Raw genomic sequence first — 19,439 nt, forward strand, 5'->3', positions numbered from 1 at the left:
CAATCCACAGTGGGGGAGATGTACTGTAGATGCTGACTTTTATGTACCGCCTGGGGATCGCCGTAAGTCTGGCTGTATTGAGCAATTCTGCGCTCGCCGCCAACGGCAACCCTCCTACCTTGTATAGCAGCCTGGCGCGCTCGGCTCCAGAACTCAACCCCACTGTACTGAAAAGCGCCCTGAGCGCGATGCAGTGCGCGGTCAGCAATGGCGAGGAACGCTCCGAGCGCCTGGCCGTGATTGACTATTCCCAGCCATCGACCGCCCGTCGCTTGTGGATTTTCGACCTGCGCAAGAAAACCCTGGTACTGCGCGACCTGGTAGCCCACGGCGCCAAGTCCGGGGAAAACTTCGCCACCCAGTTTTCCAATACCGAAGGCAGCCATCAATCCAGCCTGGGCCTGTTCCGCACCCAGGAAAGTTACCTGGGCACCCACGGTTACTCGCTGCGCATGGACGGCCTGGAGCCGGGGTTCAATGACCAGGCCCGTGATCGCGCCATCGTGATTCACGCCGCCGACTACGTGAGCCCGCTGTGGAGCAAGCGCGAAGGCCGTATCGGCCGCAGCCAGGGTTGCCCGGCGGTGCGCCCGCAGGTGGCGCGCCAGGTGGTGGATAAGCTCAAGGACGGGCAGTTCATGTTTTCGTGGTACCCCGACCAGCGCTGGTTGAAGTCCTCGACGTACCTCAATTGCAAGCCCCAACAGGTGGCAAGTAGTCGTACAATCCGTGGCGGTTAGCCTGTCCCCACAGATAAAAGAGAGCTTCGCATGCTTCTACATCAATCGACCTGGATCGAGATCGGGCAGTTTCTGGAGCGCAGTCGCACGGTGGTGATCCCCATCGGTTCCAACGAGCAGCACGGCCCGACCGGCCTGCTGGGCACCGACTGGATGTGCCCGGAAATCATCGCCGTCGAGGCGCAAAAGAACGCCGACATCCTGATCGGCCCGACCTTCAATATCGGCATGGCCCAGCATCACCTGGGTTTTCCCGGCACCATTTCCCTGCGCCCTTCCACCTTTATCGCCGCGATTGGTGACTGGGTGCGCTCGCTGGCCGGGCATGGTTTCGACAAGATCCTGTTCCTCAATGGCCATGGCGGCAATATCGCGACCATTGAAGCGGCGTTTTCCGAGTTGTACGCCGAAGCCAGCTTCGCCCGCCGCCCCGCCGGCTTCGCCCTGAAGCTGGTGAACTGGTGGGACCTGGAAGGCGTCAGCGACCTGGCCCACCGCCAATTCCCCGTAGGCCACGGCAGCCATGCCACGCCGTCGGAGATTGCGGTGACGCAATGGGCGTACCCGGACTCGATCAAGTCGGCGGACTATGCGCCACAGATCGCCAACACCGGCCCGATCCGTGAAGCCCTGGATTTCCGTGCGCGCTTCCCCGATGGACGCATGGGCTCGGACCCGGCGCTGGCGACCGTGGAGAAAGGCGGTGAGTTGGTGGCGTTGGCGGCTCAAGGGTTGGTCAAGACCGTCAACAGCTTTAGCAACGAAGCCAAAGCCTAGGCCGAGGACACATCAACAGGTAGGAAGGGGGCTGCTTCGCAGCCCAGCGCGGGCGCTGCGACGATTCGACAAGCCTGCTCACTACAGGTTGCCTGAAGTTATTGGCATTCCTTGGCAGCCAATTCCAGCCGCGACGGCGTTAGAGCCGACGCCAGCGGTTTGCGCTCATACAAGAACACCTTGCCGCCCTCTCCTGCCTTGTAGGCTTCAAGCACATCGTCGGCGGCGATCTTGCTGGTCAAAACGGCGCGGGCATGACGCGAGTTCTGGGTGACGGTCGAGGTGATCCCGTGCTTTTCCAGCTTGGGCAGGACGCATTGCAGATAGGCTTCGGGGCCTTTGCTGGTTTGCAGGGTCAAGGTCGGCGTGTTTGGGGCGGACACACAGCCGGCCAGCAACAGGGCTGCGACCGGTAAGAGAAAAGAGCGCATTAAAAATCCTGACGGTAAAAGTAAAAGTTCACATTAACTGGCGCGTACCAGCGCCTTGAGCGACGCATCAAACTGCTTCAAGGCATCGAGCTGTACATCCCGCTGCTGTTCGATCTGCGCGGCAATTTCCGGCGCGGCCTTGTTGCGGACCCACACCGCCGGCACCTGCCTGTGCACCGAGCCTTCGGCCTTGGCAATGTATTGCAGGTCGGCGTCATAGAACCGCGCAATAAAACGCGCCTCGACCTGATCGTTACGCTGGGTCAGCAGTTGATTATGGGTATCGAGCATCACCACCACATCGGGGTGAGCCTGCACCAGGGCATCCAGGTTGTCGTAGACGGTCACCGACAAAAAGGTGCCTTGCAGCGAACTCATCAACCAGTCAATGGCCAGTTCCGGGTCGGAACTGTTGACGAACGCCTGGCGGATACGCCCGTCGAGGGCATCCTTGGCGCCATTCAAGGCCATGTCGTGGTAGCGTTCGAGGTAGCTGAGGTTGTCGCGGGTGTTGTCGCTCAACAACACACCCACCGACTGCGCGTGCTGCAGGGAGTTTACGCTACCGACGATGGGTAGCAAATGGCCTGTACGCAGTTCACCGGCAATGGCTGCGTTGTTCACTGCCACCGTGGCCAGCATCAGAATCATTAAACCCAGCTGAATCATCGTCCTCATCGCGCATTTCCTTGAACAGCGTCTCGATGAGGGGATTTTGCGCTTTCCCTGTAAAAACAGAACTTGCGATGCGTGATGGTGACTATTATCTGAAGCGATAGTGTCACGATAAAACCGATAAGGAGCCGCCATGAAGCCCCACCAGAAAACCTTCGACCGTATCCGTGAAGCCGTCCTGCCGGAGTTTCGCGAGCGGATTGCCGATTACCTGGTCGACTATGAAACCGTGCTGCTGGACATCAATGCCGACGCCGACCAGGTCTGCGCCAGCGCCCAACAATTGCGCGGCTACCTGCGCGGCTTGAACACCACGCGGGTGCTGGGCATGGCGGATTGGGAAGACCTGGATCGGCGCGTGCAACAAATGACTGCCAACGCTACAGCGCAGGACGTGGCTGATTGACCCATTCCTGCACCGACGGCCGTTGCCACTGGCGCTGGGCGTAAGCCACCAGTTCGGCCGGCACGCTGTCACCGTTGAGGATCAGGCGGTTGAGCATGATCGCCAGGTCCACATCGGCAATCGACCACTCGCCGAACAGGTGCGTCGGATTACCCGCCAACAACGCCTGCGCCCCAGTGATCAACCGGCTGGCGGCCGCTTCGGCCACGGGTGATAACGGTGGCATCTGCTGTCCGTAGAACACCACCAGCGTGGAGCGCTCCTGACGGATTGGCAGCAAATCACTGCGCAACCACGCCTGCACCTGACGCGCCCGCGCCCGCTGCTTGAAATCTGCCGGGTACACCGCTGTGTCAGGGTAGGCGTCTTCCAGGTACTCGGTGATCGCCGAAGATTCGGACAGCGCAAAGTCTCCCTCCACCAAGGTCGGCACACGCTGGGTCACAGACAACCGGGCAAAATCGGCGGTCTGGTTTTGCGCCGCATCCAGATCCAGGGTAACCAGATCGAAATCCAGGCCCTTTTCCCGCAGGGTGACGAACACCGACATCGCGTAGGGGCTGGTGAACAGCGAATCAACGTACAGGCGCAACGGGCTCTGGCTCATGGGCAATCTCCTTGAATGAGCCTTCACGCTACGAGATGTGCGCGGATAAAGACAATGCAGGGTTTTTATGGGGGCATTCCTGGCGGGAATAGCACCGGCAATGGCAGTATTATGGCAATTAGCTACTTTGCCGATTCGCCTCACCCCGTGGGGATATTCAAGGAACGAACAACCCATGAAACAAGCCGTTGTGGTTATCCACGGCATCGGCGAACAGCGCCCGATGGACACCCTGCACAGTTTTGTGGACGCGATGATTCCCGCGGACACGCCTGGCGGCACGCCCTTTTACTGGAGCAAGCCGGATCGACTGTCGCGCAATTTCGACCTGCGGGTGTTGAAGTCATCAGGCCGCACCAGCACGGATTTTTATGAATACTACTGGGCCCACAAGATGCAGGGCACCAAGTTCGGCCATCTGTTGAGCTGGCTGTGGGACAGCTTCAAGCGTCCGCGCCGTGACATTCCCGACGCCATCGTGCCGTTCTGGCGCACCACGCGCTGGACGACCCTGGGTCTGCTGCTGCTGATCGCCACCGGCACCCTCGCCACGGCCTGGGGCCACTCCCCGCACGACAGCAACCCATTTGCTTTCATCCCATTACTGCTCGGCGCGCTCGGCCTGGGGCTGCGCTATTCGGCGTTGTCCTACCTGGGCGACGCGGCGCGCTACCTCAGCCCCAACCCGCAGAACGTGATGGTGCGCGAACAGATCCGCGCCGACGGTGTGGAGTTGCTGCGCGCCCTGCACAACAAGGGCGACTACGACCGCATCATCGTGGTCGGCCATAGCCTGGGCAGCGTGATTGCCTACGACATCATTGGTTACCTGTGGCATGACTACCACGACCAACTGACCCAAGTGATCCCCAGCAACCAGGCACTGGTCGACCGTTACGCCCTTCACCAGCCGCTGCAACCGGTGGTCAAGGAAGCGTTGTTCAAGGCCGGCACCGCCCTGGATGGCAGCCTTGGCAGCACTTTTGCGTTTCGCCATCAACAAGCCGAGGCGTTTATCGAGCAGCGGGGCCTGGGCAACCCATGGCGCATCACCGACCTGGTCACCGTTGGCAGCCCGATGGCCCATGCCAGCCTGTTGCTGGGTCGCAGCGTCAGTGATTTCAAGCAACGTATGCAGCGCCGTGAAGCCCCGGCCTGCCCGCCCACCGAAGACGACAAAGGCTACGGCTACAATGCCCGCCCGCCGCTGCTGCTCGGCGAGCGGCCGTTCACCCCGTATTACCTGCACCACGCGGCGGCGTTTGCGGTGACGCGTTGGACCAACCTCTACTTCCCTGCACCCTTGGGCCTGTTCGGCGACATCGTCGGCGGCCCGGTCAAGCCGGTGATGGGCAACGGTGTGCTGGATCTGCCGGTGAGCGTCGGCAAATGGAAAGGCTGGCTCGCCCGTTCCTGGTTCAGCCATACCCAGTACTGGACCGAACGCAACGGCGCCCAGGGCTATCTCGCGACGCTGGCCAGCAATGACAACGCGATCAAAAACGGCCCGCGCCCGTCCGCCACCGAAGCCTTGCGCTGGGCCGTTGACCTTAATGGCCTGCGGCGTTTCCGACCGGTAAGCGCACGGCCTACCCTGGCCGAAGCGGACGCTTAACCGGCAAACCCACCGGCCGTGAGGAATTCGCGCTCCGCGTCCGTCGTCGTCCTGGCCAACACCTCGTTGCGATGGGGGAAGCGCCCGAAGCGTTGGATAATCTCGGCGTGTTCCTTGGCCCAGTGGTAAGTGCTCTGATCCAAGTGCTGGTTCAGGTCGAGGGAACGCTGTTGATCGGCGGGCGCCTCCGAGTGTTCGAAGGGCAGGTAACAGAAGGCGCGCAACGCAGGCTCGATCAGTTGATCCAGGCCCGCCTCTACCATGCGATGGGCGTAATGACGCGCCAGCGGATCGGTGGCAAACATATGCGCCGTGCCGCGAAAGGCATTGCGCGGGTATTGGTCCAGCAGGATCAGCAGGGCCAATGCGCCTTCGTCTGAGTCCAGCCAGTGTTCCAGCTCGCGCCGGGCGGCTTGCAGGTGGGTGGTGAAGAAGGTGTCGCGAAACAGTGCGTCGAAGGCGTCGTCCTTGGCGAACCAGCGTTTGGGGCCGGCGTGTTGCCAGAAGTCGATGACGGATTGTGGGGTGATCATGGCGAGGGGCTCCGATAGCGCTTTCAATGACGGTATCAGAACTGTTAGCCGATCAGAGAGCAATTGAGGGCAATGGGCACGTTAATGTTATAGAATAACATCCAATTTCCACCCTGCCCTGCGATCCCGCCCATGACTGATGCTGCTCCCCTACGTCAACGCCTGCTCTCCATCGACGCCCTGCGCGGCTTGGTGATCCTGTTCATGCTGCTCGACCACGTGCGGGAAACCTTCCTGCTGCACCGCCAGGTCGGCGACCCGATGAGCATCGACAGCACCGAGCCCGCGCTGTTTATCAGCCGCACCCTCGCCCACCTGTGTGCCCCCGTGTTTGTGTTGCTCACCGGGCTGTCCGCGTTTTTGTACGGCCAGAAATACCAGGGCTGCCGCGACGTGTCGGCGTTCCTGTTCAAGCGCGGGTTGTTCCTGGTGGTGCTGGAGTTCACCCTGGTCAACTTCGCCTGGACCTTTCAACTGCCGCCCAGCGTGATCTACATGCAAGTGATCTGGGCGATAGGCCTCAGCATGATCGCCCTCGCCGCCTTGGTGTGGTTGCCGCGACCGCTGCTGATCGCGCTCGCGCTGGTGATCATCGGCGGGCATAACCTGCTCGATGGCGTGCACTTCGCTCCTGGTTCCGCGCTGCAAGACTTGTGGGCCATCCTGCATGAACGCAGCTGGATCGAGGCGTCCGCAGACCTGCGCCTGCGCACCACGTATCCGGTACTGCCGTGGATCGGCGTGATTGCCCTGGGCTACGGCATCGGTCCGTGGTTTGCCAATGCCACCTTGCCTGCGGTGCGCCAGCGCTATCTGTTGCTGGCCGGAGTGGGATCGTTGGTGGGGTTTGTAGTGCTGCGTGCAATCAATGGCTATGGCGAGAAGCCTTGGCAGGCCTATGAAAATGGCGTGCAGACGTTGATGAGCTTTTTCAACGTGACCAAGTACCCGCCTTCGTTGTTGTTCCTGGCGTTGACGCTGGGGATTGGGCTGTTGCTGCTGTGGGCGTTTGAACGCGCGGGGCACAAGCGTTGGATCGGGGTATTGGCCGTGTTTGGTGCCGCGCCGATGTTCTTTTACCTGTTGCACCTGTATGTGTTGAAAGTGCTGTATGTGGCGTGTGTGGCGCTGTTCGGGCTTAACCAGGGCAACTACTTCGGGTTCGACAGCATCGGCGCCGTCTGGATGGCGGCGCTGTTGCTGCCGCTGGCGTTGTACTTGCCGGTGCGTTGGTTTGCCGGATTGAAGGCGCGTCGACGGGACCTGGCGTGGCTCAAATATCTCTGAGCTGACTTAGATTCAATTGTGGGAGGGGGCAAGCCCCCCCACACCTTTTGATCGTGCTAAGCCAATTCAGCTCGAAGCTGGCGAGCCGCAGTAACCATATGAATCAATGCCGCTTCAGTCTCCGGCCAGCCCCGCGTCTTCAACCCGCAATCCGGGTTCACCCACAACCGCTCGGCCGGAATCCGCTTGGCCGCCTTGCGCAGCAGGTTGGCCATTTCCGACGCATCCGGCACCCGTGGCGAGTGAATATCGTAGACACCCGGACCGATGTCATTCGGGTACGCGAAGGCTTCAAACGCGTCCAGCAACTCCATGTCCGAGCGTGAAGTTTCAATGGTGATCACATCGGCATCCATCGCCGCGATGGACTCGATTACATCATTGAATTCGCTGTAGCACATGTGCGTATGGATCTGGGTGTCGTCCCGTACGCCGGAGGCGCACAGGCGGAACACTTCGGTGGCCCAGTCCAGGTAGGGCTGCCACTGCGCCTGGCGCAATGGCAGGCCTTCGCGGAAGGCGGCCTCGTCGATCTGCACGATCTTGATGCCGGCCGCTTCCAGGTCCACCACTTCATCACGAATGGCCAGGGCCAATTGGCGGGCCTGCACTTCGCGGCTCACGTCTTCGCGGGGGAACGACCACATCAGCATGGTCACCGGGCCGGTCAGCATGCCTTTCATGACCTTGTGGGTCAGGCCTTGGGCATAGCGGATCCACTCCACCGTCATGGCCTTCGGGCGGCTCAGGTCGCCGAAGATCACCGCCGGTTTCACGCAGCGCGAACCATAGCTCTGCACCCAGCCGAAGCGCGTGAACACGTAGCCGTCCAATTGCTCGGCGAAGTACTCGACCATGTCGTTACGCTCGGCTTCGCCATGCACCAGCACATCCAGGCCGAGGTTTTCCTGCACTTCGACGGCGTGCTTGATCTCGCTGTGCATCGCTTCGACGTATTCGGCTTCGCTCAACTTGCCGGCCTTGTACGACTGGCGCGCCAGGCGGATCGAGGCGGTTTGCGGGAACGAACCGATGGTGGTGGTCGGGAACAGCGGCAGGTTGAGGCCTGCACGCTGCTGCTCGATGCGCTGGGCAAACAGCGAGTGGCGCTGGCTGTCCTTGGCGGTAATGGCGGCAACGCGCGCCTGGACCGCCGGTTTGTGGATACGCGGCGACGCGGCACGGGCGGCCTGCACGGCGCGGCTGTGCGTCAGGGCAGCGAGCACATTGGGCGCTTCAGGCTGGTTAACTGCCTGGGCCAGCACCGCCACCTCGGCGCACTTCTGCACGGCGAAGGCCAGCCAGCTTTTCAATTCGGCATCGAGCTTGTCTTCACGGCCCAGGTCCACCGGGCTGTGCAGCAATGAGCAGGACGGCGCCACCCACAGGCGATCACCGAGTTTTTCATGGGCATGCTGCAAGGTTGCCAGGGCGTTTTCCAGGTCGCAGCGCCAGACGTTGCGGCCGTTGACCACACCCAGGGACAGCACCTTGTACGCCGGCAGGCGATCGAGGATGGTCGGGTACTGTTCCGGTGCGCGCACCAGGTCGATGTGCAGGCCGTCGACCGGCAGGTTGGCGGCCAGGCCCAGGTTCTCCTCCAACCCGCCAAAGTAAGTGGCGACCAGCTTTTTCAGCGGGTCACGCTGGATCAGGTTGTAGGCGCGTTCAAACGCGTTCTTCCATTCCTGCGGCAGGTCGAGCACCAGGATCGGTTCGTCGATCTGCACCCATTCCACACCCAGTTCCGCCAGACGCTGGAAGATCTGGCCATACAACGGCAGCAGGCGGTCCAGCAGGTCGAGTTTGTCGAAGTCACCGCCCTTGGCCTTGCCCAGCCACAGGTAGGTGAGTGGACCGATCACGACAGGCTTGACGTTGTGGCCCAGCTCGCGGGCTTCCTGGACTTCTTCGAACAGTTGGTCCCAGCCCAGGTGGAACTGCTGGTCGACGCTGAATTCCGGCACCAGGTAGTGGTAGTTGGTATCGAACCACTTGGTCATTTCCTGGGCGTGGGCACCGCCGCAGCAACTGTCGCTGACACCACGCGCCATGCCGAACAGGGTGTGCAGCGTGGCCTTGCCATCCGCCGGGCGAAAGCGCTCGGGAATCACGCCGAACATCAGCGAATGGGTCAGCACCTGGTCGTACCAGGCGAAATCCCCGGCAGGCAGCAACTCGATACCGGCCTGTTTTTGCAAATCCCAGTGGGTTTTGCGCAAGTCACGGCCAACGGCGCGCAGGCCGGCTTCGTCAAGCTCACCCTTCCAGAACGCTTCCTGCGCTTTTTTCAGTTCACGATCGCGTCCAATGCGCGGAAATCCAAGGGAATGAGCGACTGCCATGACTTACAACTCCAATGTCGATAGATATGGCAGCTATTGTCGACATCCTTTCATCGTGAGACAAACTCATTTAATTCCAGACCATCACAAGATTTTCTCATGTTGAAGATATTCAAAAGATCCACCCATCGCGGGTCTAGCCGCCCTACTCGGGCACAGACTTAGCCCCGCCCTATAGGAGCGAGCACGCTCGCGCCTATAGGGATGAACGTCCTTGGCGGTACTACATCAACGGAATCGAATAACTCACAAACAGCCGATTCTGGTCCTGATCCCGCGCCACTTCACTGCGTGACACGCCGTTACGCCAGCCGAACCCGACGTTCTTGAATGTGCCGCTCTGCACCACATAATCCAACGAGATGTCCCGCTCCCACTCGCTGGCGTCGTTGCCGCTGGTGGTGAGGATGTGCTCGCCCTTGAGGTACATCACCGAGGCCTTCAGGCCGGGTACACCCAGCGACGCGAAGTCGTAGGCGTACTGGGCAAAGGCGGTGCGTTCGCCGGCCTGGATGAAGGTCTGCACGGTACGGTCGGTGTAAAGGTACAGGCTGGCACCGCCCTCGCCTTTGTTCACCAGGCCGCCCTGGTTGAGTTGGGCGAAGTTGCTGTCGTCCGAGACTTGCTGGTAGCCGGCGGTGATCGCGTGCGGGCCCAGGGAGTAGATGAACGCGGCGCTCCAGGTGTTGTTGTCGATTTCACCGTTGCCGTTCTTGGTATAGCCGCCCAGTTTGTAGCCCTCGGCACGGCCGGCCACGCTACTGTTTTTGCCGTCGGAACCGGTCTTGAAGTAGCGCAGGTCGGTTTTCAATGAGCCGTATTCGCCCAGCGGCAGTACGTGGATCAACCCGGCGAAATGTTGTTGGTAATAGTCTTCGAGGTTGGCGTAGTAGTACTGGACCATCAGGTCCTTGGTCAGTTGATAGTCCGCACCGGCGTAGGTGAATTTATTGCTTTCCTGGGTACCGCCCGCCGCTGCCAGGCCACTGCGGTCGCTGGAGCCGCGACCGGTGGTGTGCTCAAGCTGGCCGCCGACCAGGGTCAGGTTGTCGATGTCCTTGCTGGTGACTTGCCCGCCTTCGAACGACTGCGGCAACAGACGGCCGTCGTTGCTCACCAGGATCGGCAGGTTCGGGCGCAGGTAGCCGTAGCGCGCTTCGGTCTTGGCAAACCGCGCCTTGGCGGTGGCGCCGCCACGGGCCCAGTTATCCGTGGCCTTGCCGTCTTCGGTGGGGATCATCGAGCTGCCGACATGGCGCGCGGCGCTGCTGTCAAGGGTCACGCCGAGCATGCCGATGGCGTCCAGGCCAAAGCCGACGGTGCCGTCGGTGAAGCCCGACTGGTAGTTGAGGATAAAGGCCTGGCCCCACTCTTCGGTCTTCGACGGTGCCGCCGTGCCGTCGCGGTTGTCGTTATTGAAGTAAAAGTTACGCATGCTCAAGTTGGCTTTGCTGTCGCTCAAAAAGTCAGCAGACGCCAAGGGGCTCAGGGCAATGCCCAGGCCGCCGGTCAATACACTTAATACATTCAACGTGGCTTTCATCAGGACGAACTCCGGCGCGGAATCCAAGTTCCGAGCGCAAAAAATGGGCAGCAGGATGCCGTCGGCCAAACGTGAGTTTGACCGGGGCGTCAGTGGTTTTTCAGTTGCTTAGTTACATAGTTGAGTGAAGTGAAACCTCCGTAAAACCTCAGTCAATCAATCCATGAGCGTCATAAAACGGATACGGCCCCGGGTAATCCCCGAACACGCCGTTGTGGCTGATCAAGCCGTGTTGCGCATCCCAGCGATGCAACAGATAACCCGCCGGCTCCAGGTTGAAATGCGCGGGCGCGGCGTCTTGCAGGTCCAGCACAATCTGATGGGAGGTGCCGGGGCACACACAACTCAAGCTGCCGCCAAAGCGTCGCTGCATCGGCCGGTGCAGGTGCCCGCACAGCAGGCGTTCCACTTGCGGGTGGCGAGACACAACGTTTTCCAGTGCGGCGGCGTTGATAAAAGGTTCGCGGTCCATATGGCCGATGCCGCTGATAAACGGCGGATGGTGCAGGATCAGCAACGTCGGCGCATCCGGGCGTCGCGTCAGTTGCTCGTCCAACCATTGCAATTGGCTGTCCAGCAACTGCCCGCCATGGCCGCCGGGGATGGTCGAGTCGAGGCCGATCAAACGCAGCGGATGCTCGTCCACCACCCAGTCCAACGGCCCCTCCGCCGACGATGGCAAATAGGCGTGATCACGGAATGCCTCGAGCAACGGAGCGCGTGTGTCGTGGTTGCCGGGCACCAGGTAGCACGGCATGTGCAAGCGCGCGATTTCGGGGTGCAGTACGGCGTATTCATCGGCGCGGCCGAAGTCCACCAGGTCACCGCTGATCACCACGATATCGGGCCGTGGTTGGCTGGCGTTCAGATGGTCAACGGCACGGCGCAGCGCCCCCAAGGTATCGACCACCCCATACGTCAGGCGCTGGCCGGCTTTAAGGTGCAGGTCGCTGATTTGCGCAACAAGAAACGGACGATTCACAAGCAAACTCTCACGCATTCAGGGTGAACAACATGTGCGGTGCAATCGCCAGGGCAATCGGCGCGCCGACGGCGTACAAGTGGTTGTCGCTGCTGTCCACCAGCAGCGGTTGCGGGCCGCCCACATCCACCAGCAAGCGGCTTTGCGCGCCCTGGAAAAACTGCGCCACGAGATGGCCGTGCAAGTGCCCTTCGTTATCCATTACTCGCAGGTGTTCGGGGCGGCAGTACACCGTATTGGGCGCGTCGGCGGCCTGCCACGGCAACTCGCCGCCGCAGACTTTCAAGCCATGGGCTGTTCGCGAGGTGACAACAAAGGCATTGAGGTTGCCGACAAAACCGGCGACAAACGCATTGGCCGGTTGCTGGTAGATCTCCCGTGGGCTGGCCAGTTGCGCGACACGGCCGTGCTCCATCACCAGAATACGATCGCCCAGGGCCATGGCTTCGCCCTGATCGTGGGTGACAAATACCGAGGTGATACCAAGGCCGCGCAGCAGTTCATTCAGCTCGCTGCGCAGGCGTTCGCGCAATTGCGCATCGAGGGCCGCCAGCGGTTCATCCAGCAACAGCACTTTGGGGCGCGGCGCCAAGGCACGGGCCAGGGCCACGCGCTGACGCTGCCCACCGGACAATTCGTGGATGCTGCGCTTGCCATGATTCTGCAGGCCCACCAGCTCCAGCAATTCCTCGCAGCGCTTGTTCCGCGCAAGCGGCGCCATGCCGCGAATCTTCAAGCCGTAGACGATATTGCCGGCCACATCCAGGTTGGGAAACAGCGCGTAGTTCTGGAACACCATGCCAACGTCGCGGCGCTCGATGGGCAGGCGGGTGACGTCATCGGTGCCGAAAAAAACCTGGCCCACATCCGGGCGTTCCAGGCCGGCAATCAGGCGCAAGGTGGTGGTCTTGCCGCAGCCGGACGGGCCGAGGATCGCCAGGGTTTCACCGCCTTCGACGGTCAGGTTCAAGTCATGCACAGCCACGGTGCCGTCGGCGAACGCCTTGCGACAGCCGTGCAGGCGGATAGTGATAGCAGTCATCGACGCTCTCCACGGGACAAACGAGCGCTGATGGCCTGCAACGCAATCAGCAGCGGCACGATCATCAGCAAAAAGATAAGGGTGTAGGCGCTGGCGATTTCCAGGCGCGCCGAGGCGTAGCTGTCGGCCAGGCCCACGGGCAATGTCTTGGTCATCGGTGTGTGGAGCATCCAGGTCAGGTTGAATTCGCCCAGCGACAAGGTCACCACCATCAGCACGCCAGCGAGAATCCCCGCCCGGCAGTTGGGCACCACCACACTGAAAAAACGTTTGATCGGCCCCGCGCCCAGACTGGCCGCCGCCTCTTCCAGCACCGGCAATTGCTGGCGTTGCATCACCGCCATCACCGGGCGCACCAGGAACGGCAAGGTGAACAGCACATGGCCCACCAGAATGAACAGCCAACTGCTGCGAAACGTACCGAACTGGCCGTAGGTGAGCAGCAACGCCAGCGCACTGGCCAACCCCGGCATCGCCACCGGCAGCACCATCAATTCTTCGAAGGCACGGCTGAAGCGGTTGTTCATACGCACCAACGCATAGGCCGCCGGCACACCGATCACGCAGACGCACACCGCGCACGCCAGCGCCAATTGCAACGACAGCCATACGGTGGGCGAATAGGCCTGCCATACCTGGATCAACCAGTCGAAGGTCAGGCCGCTGGACAGGCCGACGAAGAAATTGCGCGTCAACCCGGCCAGCAATGACATCAGCACTGGCACCAACACGAACGCACACACCAGCAAGGTGAACAGCAGTTGAATCACAAACAGCGATGAGCGCTTCACAAGACCGTCCCCGCATTTTTCACCAGGCGTCGAGTGAGCAACAACACCGCCCAGGTCACCGCGCCGAGCACTACCGACAACGCGGCGGCGACGGCAAAGTTGGCGTAGTTGGTGAACACGTTGTAGATCGCCACCGGGGTCACGTTCAGGCGCGTGCCCAAGGTAAAGGCCGTGCCGAAGGCGCCCATGGACGTGGCGAAGCAGATCGCGCCGCAGGACGCCAACGCCGGCGCCAGGCCCGGCACGATCACGTCGCAGACCACCCGCCAATGCCCTGCTCCCAACGAATGCGCGGCCTCTTCCAGGCTGCGTCGAGGCTTTCGCACGCGGCCATTACCGTGAGGATCACGCGGGGAATCGAGAAGTACAGGTAGCCGACAAACAGCCCGGCCAGCGAGTAGGCAAAGATCCAGCGTTCACCGGCCAATTGCAGTCCGAGGGACGCCAGCAGGCCCTGGCGCCCGGCCAACAGGATCACCAGGAAGCCCACCACCACCCCGGGAAACGCAAGGGGAAACGTGAGCAACGCCACCAACGCCGAGCGCCCGAAAAACTGCTGGCGCGCGAGGAATACGCCGCTGATGCCACCGATCAACAACGCGGTGAACGTCACGACGATGGCCAGCACGCAGGTCTGCGCCAGGCTGCCCAGATACTGCGCGCTACTGAGCACCTGCCAATACCCGCTGCCGTGGCTGTCACGGCTTTCGGCGCCGAGCACCATCAAGTGCGCCAGCGGCAGCAGCCAGAACGCGAGCAGCACCGCAAAGGCCGGGGCCAGCGCCCAGGCCGCCTGTTTTGCCGATGCAGCCACTTACTTGACCTCGTTCAGGTAACGGGCGGCGAAGGCTTCCTGCACAGCGGCCATTTTCTGATAATCCACCACACCGGCGCGGGCGTAATCGCTGTCGGGCAGGAACTGCGCGGCGACGTCTGCCGGCATGGTCACCGGGCGTACCGGGCGCAAGTAAGCCTTGGCCCAGAGTGCCTGGCCCTGGTCCGACAGCACGAAGTCCAGCACCTTCTCGCCATTGGCGCGGTGCGGCGCGTTGGCCACCAGGCTCATCACATAGGGCACGCTGATGCTGCCTTCCTTGGGGATCACGAAGGCCACGTTGGCGTTGTCTTTGTAGCGGGCGCGGTAGGCGTTGAAGTCGTAGTCCACCAGGATCGGCAACTCGCCGGACAGCACCCGCGCATAGGCGGTCTGCTTGGGCACGATGGGGGCGTTTTTCGCCAGCTTCTGGAAGTAGTCGATGGCCGGGGCAAAGTTGTCCAGGTCGCCGCCCATGGCGCGGTTGATCGCCACGGCAGAGACGTAACCGACGAAGGCGCTGGACGGGTCCAGGTAGCCGACCATGCCTTTGTATTCAGGCTTGAGCAGGTCGGCCCAGCTTTGCGGCACCGGCAGGCCACCCAGTGCATCGACGTTGACCATGATGCCCAAGGTGCCGGAGTGGATCGCAAACCACTGGCCGGCGGGGTCTTTCAACCCGGCGGGGATCTGCTCCCAGCCCTTGGGTTTATAACCATCGACCACGCCGGCTTTTTGCGCCTGCAAGCCGAAGGTCACGCCGTAATACACCACGTCCGCGACCGGCGCGGCCTTTTCGGCCACCAGTTGCGCCAGGGACTGGCCGGAGTTCTTGTTGTCCAGCGGTACCTGCACACCGGTGCTGGCGGCGATGGCCTTGAGCTGGGTGCCCCAGTCGGCCCAATCCGGCGGGCAGTTGTAGCAAATTGCGGTGTCGGCGGCCTGGGCCAGGCTGGCCACACCGCAGAGCAGCACGGCTGCCAGGGTTTTACTGAATGCGCGCATCAAGGGACTCCTCAAACGGTTGGGTACTTTCGCCCGGCCGGATATGGCAAGGCAGGCAATGGGAAACCGGGGCATTCCCGGCGATCTGCGCCAGCAGTTGGTCAATCACCGTGCTCGCCAGCAGCGCGATGGGCTGCACCACGCTGCACAGGGTCGGGTGCATCTGGGTGCCGAGGGCGATGCCGTCAAAGCCCATTACCGACAGCCGCTCGGGCACGCTCCAGGCATTGCGGCGCAGCTCGGCGATCAGGCTGATGGCGAGGAAATCGTTGGAGCACACCAGGGCGCTGGGCGCGTCGGGGCCGTTGAGGTACGGCTGGATGGCGGCGAATTCGGCCTGGGTATGCGCGGGCATTTCGATCACCGCGCGGCTTTTGAGGCCGTATTCCTTCATCGCGTCGCAGTAACCGGCATAGCGCAGGCGTGCGCGGTCGGACTGCAAGGCGGGGCCGGCGACCATGCTGATGCGTCGATGGCCGCCTCCAGCAGGTAGCGTGTGGCCAAGGCCATGCCCGCACGGTTGTCCACCGACACGGCGCTGTAGTTGGGGTTGCTCGGTTGGTGATAGGCCAGCACGAACGGGGTCTTTTCGGTATTCAGGCTACTGAGCACGCTGTTGCTTTCGGCATCGGTGACCGTCAGCACCAGGCCATCGACACGCTGGCGCAGCAGTTCCTCCACAACGATGCACTCGCGCTCGCTGCTGTAGTCGGTGGTCGCCAGCACCAGGCTGTAGCCGCGCAACCGCGCGGCACGCTCCATGGCCTGGAACTGTTCGGCAAACACCGGGTTGAGCAGGTTAGGCACCACCACACCGATCAACTGGGTGGTTTGGAGGCGCAGTTGGCGGCCGAGCAGGTTGGGCCGAAACCCCAACTCACGGGCGGCGGCGAACACCTGCTCACGGGTCGCCGGGCGCACCTGGTCGGGGGAGGCAAAAGTGCGGGCGGCGGTAGCGCGGGATACGCCCGCCAGCCGCGCAACGTCTTTCAGGTCAGTCATGTTAACTCGCTTGAGATCGATCTCATTGGCGAGGACAGTAACGGGGGAATGTGGCAGGAAGGTGGTGGAGAGATGACGGTTTGATGGCAGTGAAGCAACGTCACATAGGCCAAATGTGGGAGAGGACTTGCACCCGATAGCGGTAGGTCAATAAAGAATAGGCTGGCTGACACACCGCCATCGGGGGCAAGCCCCCTCCCACATTAGAGCGGTGTCCATGCATGGATAGTCATACTCAGTGGTTAGGATCGTAAAGCTGGCGCAGCTAAATCCGCTCACTAACCTTTCGATCCTGACCAAGTGCGGGCACAATGCGTGTCCTTTTTTGGCAGGCACCGCCGCAGGCTCTCAAAAATGATCAAAACGCCGTACTACCTCATCGATAAACAGAAGCTTCTGGTCAACATGCAGAAGATTGCTTACGTGCGCGAGCAGTCCGGCGCCAAGGCCCTGCTGGCGCTCAAGTGCTTTGCCACCTGGTCGGTGTTCGACCTGATGCAGGAATACATGGACGGCACCACCTCGTCGTCGCTGTATGAGTTGAAGCTCGGTCGCCAGAAGTTCGAAGGCGAGGCGCACGCCTACAGCGTGGCCTGGGCCGACGATGAAATCGAAGAGATGCTGGATAACTGCGACAAGATCATCTTCAACTCGATCAGCCAGTTGCAGCGCTTTGCCGAGCGTTCCGAGGGCAAGACCCGTGGCCTGCGTGTCAACCCGCAGGTAAGCAGCTCCGACTACCTGCTGGCCGACCCGGCGCGTCCGTTCAGCCGCCTGGGCGAATGGGACCCGGTGAAGATCGAAGGCGTGATCGAGCAGATCTCCGGCTTCATGTTCCACAACAACTGCGAGAACGGCGATTTCAACCTGTTCGACCAGATGCTGAACACCATCGAAGAACGCTTCGGCGCGCTGCTGCACAAGGTCAACTGGGTCAGCCTCGGCGGCGGCATCCATTTCACCGGTGAAGGCTATGCCATCGACGCCTTCTGCCAGCGTCTCAAGGCGTTCTCGCAGAAGTACGACGTGCAGGTCTACCTGGAACCCGGCGAAGCGGCGATCACCAACAGCGCCTCGCTGGAAGTGACTGTGCTCGACACCCTGTACAACGGCAAAAACCTCGCCGTGGTCGACAGCTCCATCGAAGCCCACCTGCTGGACCTGCTGATCTACCGCCTCAACGCCAAGCTGGCGCCGAGCGACGGTGAACACACGGTCATGGTGTGCGGCAAATCCTGCCTGGCCGGGGACATCTTCGGCGAGTATCAATTTGATCGTCCGCTGGCCATCGGCGATCGGCTGTCGTTCATCGACACTGCTGGCTACACCATGGTCAAGAAAAATTGGTTCAACGGCCTGAAAATGCCGTCCATCGTAGTGAAACAACTCGACGGTACAGTCGAAGTGGTTCGTGAATTTGGTTACGACGACTACCTGTCCAGCCTTTCGTAAGCTGGCGGATATAGGAGAAAGAAAGCAATTGAAAAAGAACGTTCTTATCATTGGTGCAGGAGGTGTCGCCAAGGTGGTGGCCCACAAGTGCGCGCAGCACAACGACGAACTCGGTCGTATTGCTATCGCGTCGCGCAACATCTCCAAATGCCAGGCCATCATCGACAGCGTCAAGGCCAAGGGTAGCCTCAAGGTTCCCGCCGATATCCAAGCCTTCGCGCTGAACGCCATGGACGTGGAAGCGACCAAGGCCCTGATCCGCGAGACCGAATCGCAGATCGTCATCAACGTCGGTTCGTCGTTCCTGAACATGTCGGTCCTGCGTGCCTGCATCGACACGGGCGTCGCGTACCTCGACACCGCTATCCACGAAGAGCCGGGCAAGGTCTGCGAGACCCCGCCGTGGTACGGCAACTACGAGTGGAACCACCTGCAAGAGTGCAAAGACAAGAACATCACCGCCATTCTTGGCGTGGGCTTCGACCCAGGCGTCGTCAACGCGTATGCCGCGCTGGCGCAGCAACAGCATTTCGACCGCATTGATTCGATCGACATTCTCGACGTCAATGCCGGCAGCCATGGCAAATACTTTGCCACCAACTTCGACCCGGAAATCAACTTCCGCGAGTTCACCGGACAGGTGTGGAGCTGGCAGAACAGCCAGTGGACCAGCAACACCATGTTCGAAGTCAAACGCACCGACGACCTGCCGGTCGTGGGTTCGCAGAACCTCTACCTCACCGGTCACGATGAAGTGCACTCGCTGTCGAAAAACCTCGACGTGCCCAACGTGCGGTTCTGGATGAGCTTCGGCGAACACTACATCAACGTGTTCACCGTACTGAAAAACCTCGGCCTGCTCTCCGAGAAGCCGGTCAAGACTGCCGAAGGCCTGGAAGTGGTGCCGTTGAAAGTGGTCAAGGCCGTACTGCCCGACCCGTCTTCGCTCGCCCCTGGCTACACCGGCAAGACCTGCATCGGCGACCTGGTCAAAGGCACCAAGGACGGCCAGCCGCGTGAGCTGTTCATCTACAACGTGGCCTGCCACGAAGAAGCCTTCGCCGAAACCGACAGCCAGGGCATCTCCTACACCGCAGGCGTCCCACCGGTAGCCGCCGCGCTGCTGGTAGCCCGTGGCGAGTGGGATGTGAAACACATGGCCAACGTCGAGGAACTGCCGGCTGAGCCGTTCCTGAAAGCGCTGGACGTGATGGGCTTGCCGACTCGGATCAAGGACGAGAAAGGTGATCGGGCCTGGGATGCGATTGCCTGACAGGCGATAGCTGACCGAACAAAAAAATGCGCCCTCAGGGGCGCATTTTTTGTTTGGGGTGGGTAGCGATTACAGAACCAATGAAGATCCAAATGTGGGAGGGGGCTTTTGTGGTGAGC

Annotated in this window: 17 protein-coding genes and 2 pseudogenes; 7 read left to right on the forward strand and 12 right to left on the reverse strand. The window is 61.4% G+C overall.

The genetic code is table 11. The annotated features are described in order from the left end of the window. The first annotated feature begins 29 nt into the window (after window positions 1–29). Both IQK56_RS14265 and IQK56_RS14270 read left to right on the forward strand, forming a co-directional pair. Window positions 30–740, forward strand: a complete 711-nt coding sequence (locus IQK56_RS14265; RefSeq protein ID WP_122307310.1) for a murein L,D-transpeptidase catalytic domain family protein — start codon at window positions 30–32, stop codon at window positions 738–740. Window positions 741–770: 30 nt separating this feature from the next. Next, window positions 771–1,517, forward strand: coding sequence for a creatininase family protein (locus IQK56_RS14270; RefSeq protein ID WP_122307309.1), 747 nt, complete (start codon window positions 771–773; stop codon window positions 1,515–1,517). Window positions 1,518–1,615: 98 nt separating this feature from the next. Here the strand turns inward: IQK56_RS14270 and IQK56_RS14275 are convergent, their stop codons facing one another. Both IQK56_RS14275 and IQK56_RS14280 read right to left on the reverse strand, forming a co-directional pair. Next, on the reverse strand, window positions 1,616–1,948 hold the full coding sequence (locus tag IQK56_RS14275; RefSeq protein WP_099586920.1) for a hypothetical protein: 333 nt from the start codon (window positions 1,946–1,948) through the stop codon (window positions 1,616–1,618). A gap of 33 nt (window positions 1,949–1,981) precedes the next feature. Beyond that, window positions 1,982–2,626 carry an ATPase gene (locus IQK56_RS14280; protein ID WP_193862088.1) on the reverse strand — a complete coding sequence of 215 codons (645 nt, stop codon included), beginning with the start codon at window positions 2,624–2,626 and terminating at the stop codon, window positions 1,982–1,984. Window positions 2,627–2,756: 130 nt separating this feature from the next. Between IQK56_RS14280 and IQK56_RS14285 the strand changes: the two genes are divergently transcribed. Further along, window positions 2,757–3,029 carry a hypothetical protein gene (locus tag IQK56_RS14285; RefSeq protein ID WP_122307307.1) on the forward strand — a complete coding sequence of 91 codons (273 nt, stop codon included), beginning with the start codon at window positions 2,757–2,759 and terminating at the stop codon, window positions 3,027–3,029. Here the strand turns inward: IQK56_RS14285 and yfcF are convergent. After that, window positions 3,004–3,636, reverse strand: coding sequence for a glutathione transferase (gene yfcF, locus IQK56_RS14290; protein WP_150760767.1), 633 nt, complete (start codon window positions 3,634–3,636; stop codon window positions 3,004–3,006). The genes IQK56_RS14285 and yfcF overlap by 26 nt on opposite strands. Before the next feature lie 175 nt (window positions 3,637–3,811). Between yfcF and IQK56_RS14295 the strand changes: the two genes are divergently transcribed. Beyond that, complete coding sequence (locus IQK56_RS14295; protein WP_193862087.1) at window positions 3,812–5,251, forward strand: alpha/beta hydrolase family protein; 1,440 nt, start codon at window positions 3,812–3,814, stop codon at window positions 5,249–5,251. Here IQK56_RS14295 and IQK56_RS14300 read toward each other — a convergent pair. Then, window positions 5,248–5,784 (reverse strand): DUF924 family protein, encoded by a 537-nt coding sequence (locus tag IQK56_RS14300; RefSeq protein WP_193862086.1) that lies wholly within the window; start codon window positions 5,782–5,784, stop codon window positions 5,248–5,250. The genes IQK56_RS14295 and IQK56_RS14300 overlap by 4 nt on opposite strands. Window positions 5,785–5,916: 132 nt before the next feature. On the opposite strand from IQK56_RS14300, the gene IQK56_RS14305 reads away from it, so the two are divergent. Further along, window positions 5,917–7,071, forward strand: coding sequence for an acetyltransferase domain-containing protein (locus IQK56_RS14305; protein ID WP_193862085.1), 1,155 nt, complete (start codon window positions 5,917–5,919; stop codon window positions 7,069–7,071). A 56-nt stretch (window positions 7,072–7,127) separates the two neighbouring features. Here the strand turns inward: IQK56_RS14305 and metE are convergent, their stop codons facing one another. The 8 genes and pseudogenes from metE to IQK56_RS14345 form a co-directional block, all read right to left on the reverse strand. After that, entirely contained in the window at window positions 7,128–9,416 is a 2,289-nt protein-coding gene (gene metE, locus IQK56_RS14310) for a 5-methyltetrahydropteroyltriglutamate--homocysteine S-methyltransferase (RefSeq protein ID WP_193862084.1), read from the reverse strand. 223 nt (window positions 9,417–9,639) lie between these two features. After that, window positions 9,640–10,959 carry an OprD family porin gene (locus IQK56_RS14315; protein ID WP_193901739.1) on the reverse strand — a complete coding sequence of 440 codons (1,320 nt, stop codon included), beginning with the start codon at window positions 10,957–10,959 and terminating at the stop codon, window positions 9,640–9,642. Window positions 10,960–11,107: 148 nt separating this feature from the next. Further along, window positions 11,108–11,941 carry a phosphodiesterase gene (locus tag IQK56_RS14320; RefSeq protein WP_122307316.1) on the reverse strand — a complete coding sequence of 278 codons (834 nt, stop codon included), beginning with the start codon at window positions 11,939–11,941 and terminating at the stop codon, window positions 11,108–11,110. Between the two features lie 10 nt (window positions 11,942–11,951). Next, on the reverse strand, window positions 11,952–12,983 hold the full coding sequence (locus IQK56_RS14325; protein WP_150762532.1) for an ABC transporter ATP-binding protein: 1,032 nt from the start codon (window positions 12,981–12,983) through the stop codon (window positions 11,952–11,954). Further along, window positions 12,980–13,774: an ABC transporter permease subunit gene (locus IQK56_RS14330; RefSeq protein WP_193864029.1), complete on the reverse strand. Its 795-nt coding sequence runs from the start codon at window positions 13,772–13,774 to the stop codon at window positions 12,980–12,982. Before IQK56_RS14330 ends, IQK56_RS14325 begins: the two co-directional genes overlap by 4 nt. Further along, window positions 13,771–14,588 (reverse strand): annotated as a pseudogene (locus IQK56_RS14335) (ABC transporter permease). Before IQK56_RS14335 ends, IQK56_RS14330 begins: the two are co-directional and overlap by 4 nt. Further along, window positions 14,589–15,593, reverse strand: a complete 1,005-nt coding sequence (locus IQK56_RS14340) for an ABC transporter substrate-binding protein (RefSeq protein ID WP_193864028.1) — start codon at window positions 15,591–15,593, stop codon at window positions 14,589–14,591. Further along, window positions 15,577–16,595 (reverse strand): annotated as a pseudogene (locus IQK56_RS14345) (LacI family DNA-binding transcriptional regulator). The gene IQK56_RS14340 and the pseudogene IQK56_RS14345 overlap by 17 nt, the downstream one beginning before the upstream one ends. A 354-nt stretch (window positions 16,596–16,949) precedes the next feature. Here IQK56_RS14345 and IQK56_RS14350 point away from each other — a divergent pair. Both IQK56_RS14350 and IQK56_RS14355 read left to right on the forward strand, forming a co-directional pair. Further along, window positions 16,950–18,047, forward strand: a complete 1,098-nt coding sequence (locus tag IQK56_RS14350; protein WP_122307297.1) for a carboxynorspermidine decarboxylase — start codon at window positions 16,950–16,952, stop codon at window positions 18,045–18,047. A 28-nt stretch (window positions 18,048–18,075) separates the two neighbouring features. Continuing rightward, window positions 18,076–19,320, forward strand: a complete 1,245-nt coding sequence (locus IQK56_RS14355; RefSeq protein ID WP_122307296.1) for a saccharopine dehydrogenase family protein — start codon at window positions 18,076–18,078, stop codon at window positions 19,318–19,320. Window positions 19,321–19,439: the final 119 nt, after the last annotated feature.

The organism is Pseudomonas cyclaminis, from assembly GCF_015163715.1.
Taxonomy (GTDB): Bacteria; Pseudomonadota; Gammaproteobacteria; order Pseudomonadales; family Pseudomonadaceae; genus Aquipseudomonas; species Aquipseudomonas cyclaminis.

What these genes read in the sequence shown, in the direction of transcription:
- IQK56_RS14285 (WP_122307307.1), top strand. Translation starts at nt 2,757, where the DNA reads ATGAAGCCCCACCAGAAAACCTTCGACCGTATCCGTGAAGCCGTCCTG.
- metE (WP_193862084.1), bottom strand. Translation starts at nt 9,416, where the DNA reads ATGGCAGTCGCTCATTCCCTTGGATTTCCGCGCATTGGACGCGATCGT.
- IQK56_RS14350 (WP_122307297.1), top strand. Translation starts at nt 16,950, where the DNA reads ATGATCAAAACGCCGTACTACCTCATCGATAAACAGAAGCTTCTGGTC.
- IQK56_RS14315 (WP_193901739.1), bottom strand. Translation starts at nt 10,959, where the DNA reads ATGAAAGCCACGTTGAATGTATTAAGTGTATTGACCGGCGGCCTGGGC.
- IQK56_RS14280 (WP_193862088.1), bottom strand. Translation starts at nt 2,626, where the DNA reads ATGAGGACGATGATTCAGCTGGGTTTAATGATTCTGATGCTGGCCACG.
- yfcF (WP_150760767.1), bottom strand. Translation starts at nt 3,636, where the DNA reads ATGAGCCAGAGCCCGTTGCGCCTGTACGTTGATTCGCTGTTCACCAGC.
- IQK56_RS14300 (WP_193862086.1), bottom strand. Translation starts at nt 5,784, where the DNA reads ATGATCACCCCACAATCCGTCATCGACTTCTGGCAACACGCCGGCCCC.
- IQK56_RS14305 (WP_193862085.1), top strand. Translation starts at nt 5,917, where the DNA reads ATGACTGATGCTGCTCCCCTACGTCAACGCCTGCTCTCCATCGACGCC.
- IQK56_RS14295 (WP_193862087.1), top strand. Translation starts at nt 3,812, where the DNA reads ATGAAACAAGCCGTTGTGGTTATCCACGGCATCGGCGAACAGCGCCCG.
- IQK56_RS14325 (WP_150762532.1), bottom strand. Translation starts at nt 12,983, where the DNA reads ATGACTGCTATCACTATCCGCCTGCACGGCTGTCGCAAGGCGTTCGCC.
- IQK56_RS14270 (WP_122307309.1), top strand. Translation starts at nt 771, where the DNA reads ATGCTTCTACATCAATCGACCTGGATCGAGATCGGGCAGTTTCTGGAG.
- IQK56_RS14275 (WP_099586920.1), bottom strand. Translation starts at nt 1,948, where the DNA reads ATGCGCTCTTTTCTCTTACCGGTCGCAGCCCTGTTGCTGGCCGGCTGT.
- IQK56_RS14340 (WP_193864028.1), bottom strand. Translation starts at nt 15,593, where the DNA reads ATGCGCGCATTCAGTAAAACCCTGGCAGCCGTGCTGCTCTGCGGTGTG.
- IQK56_RS14265 (WP_122307310.1), top strand. Translation starts at nt 30, where the DNA reads ATGCTGACTTTTATGTACCGCCTGGGGATCGCCGTAAGTCTGGCTGTA.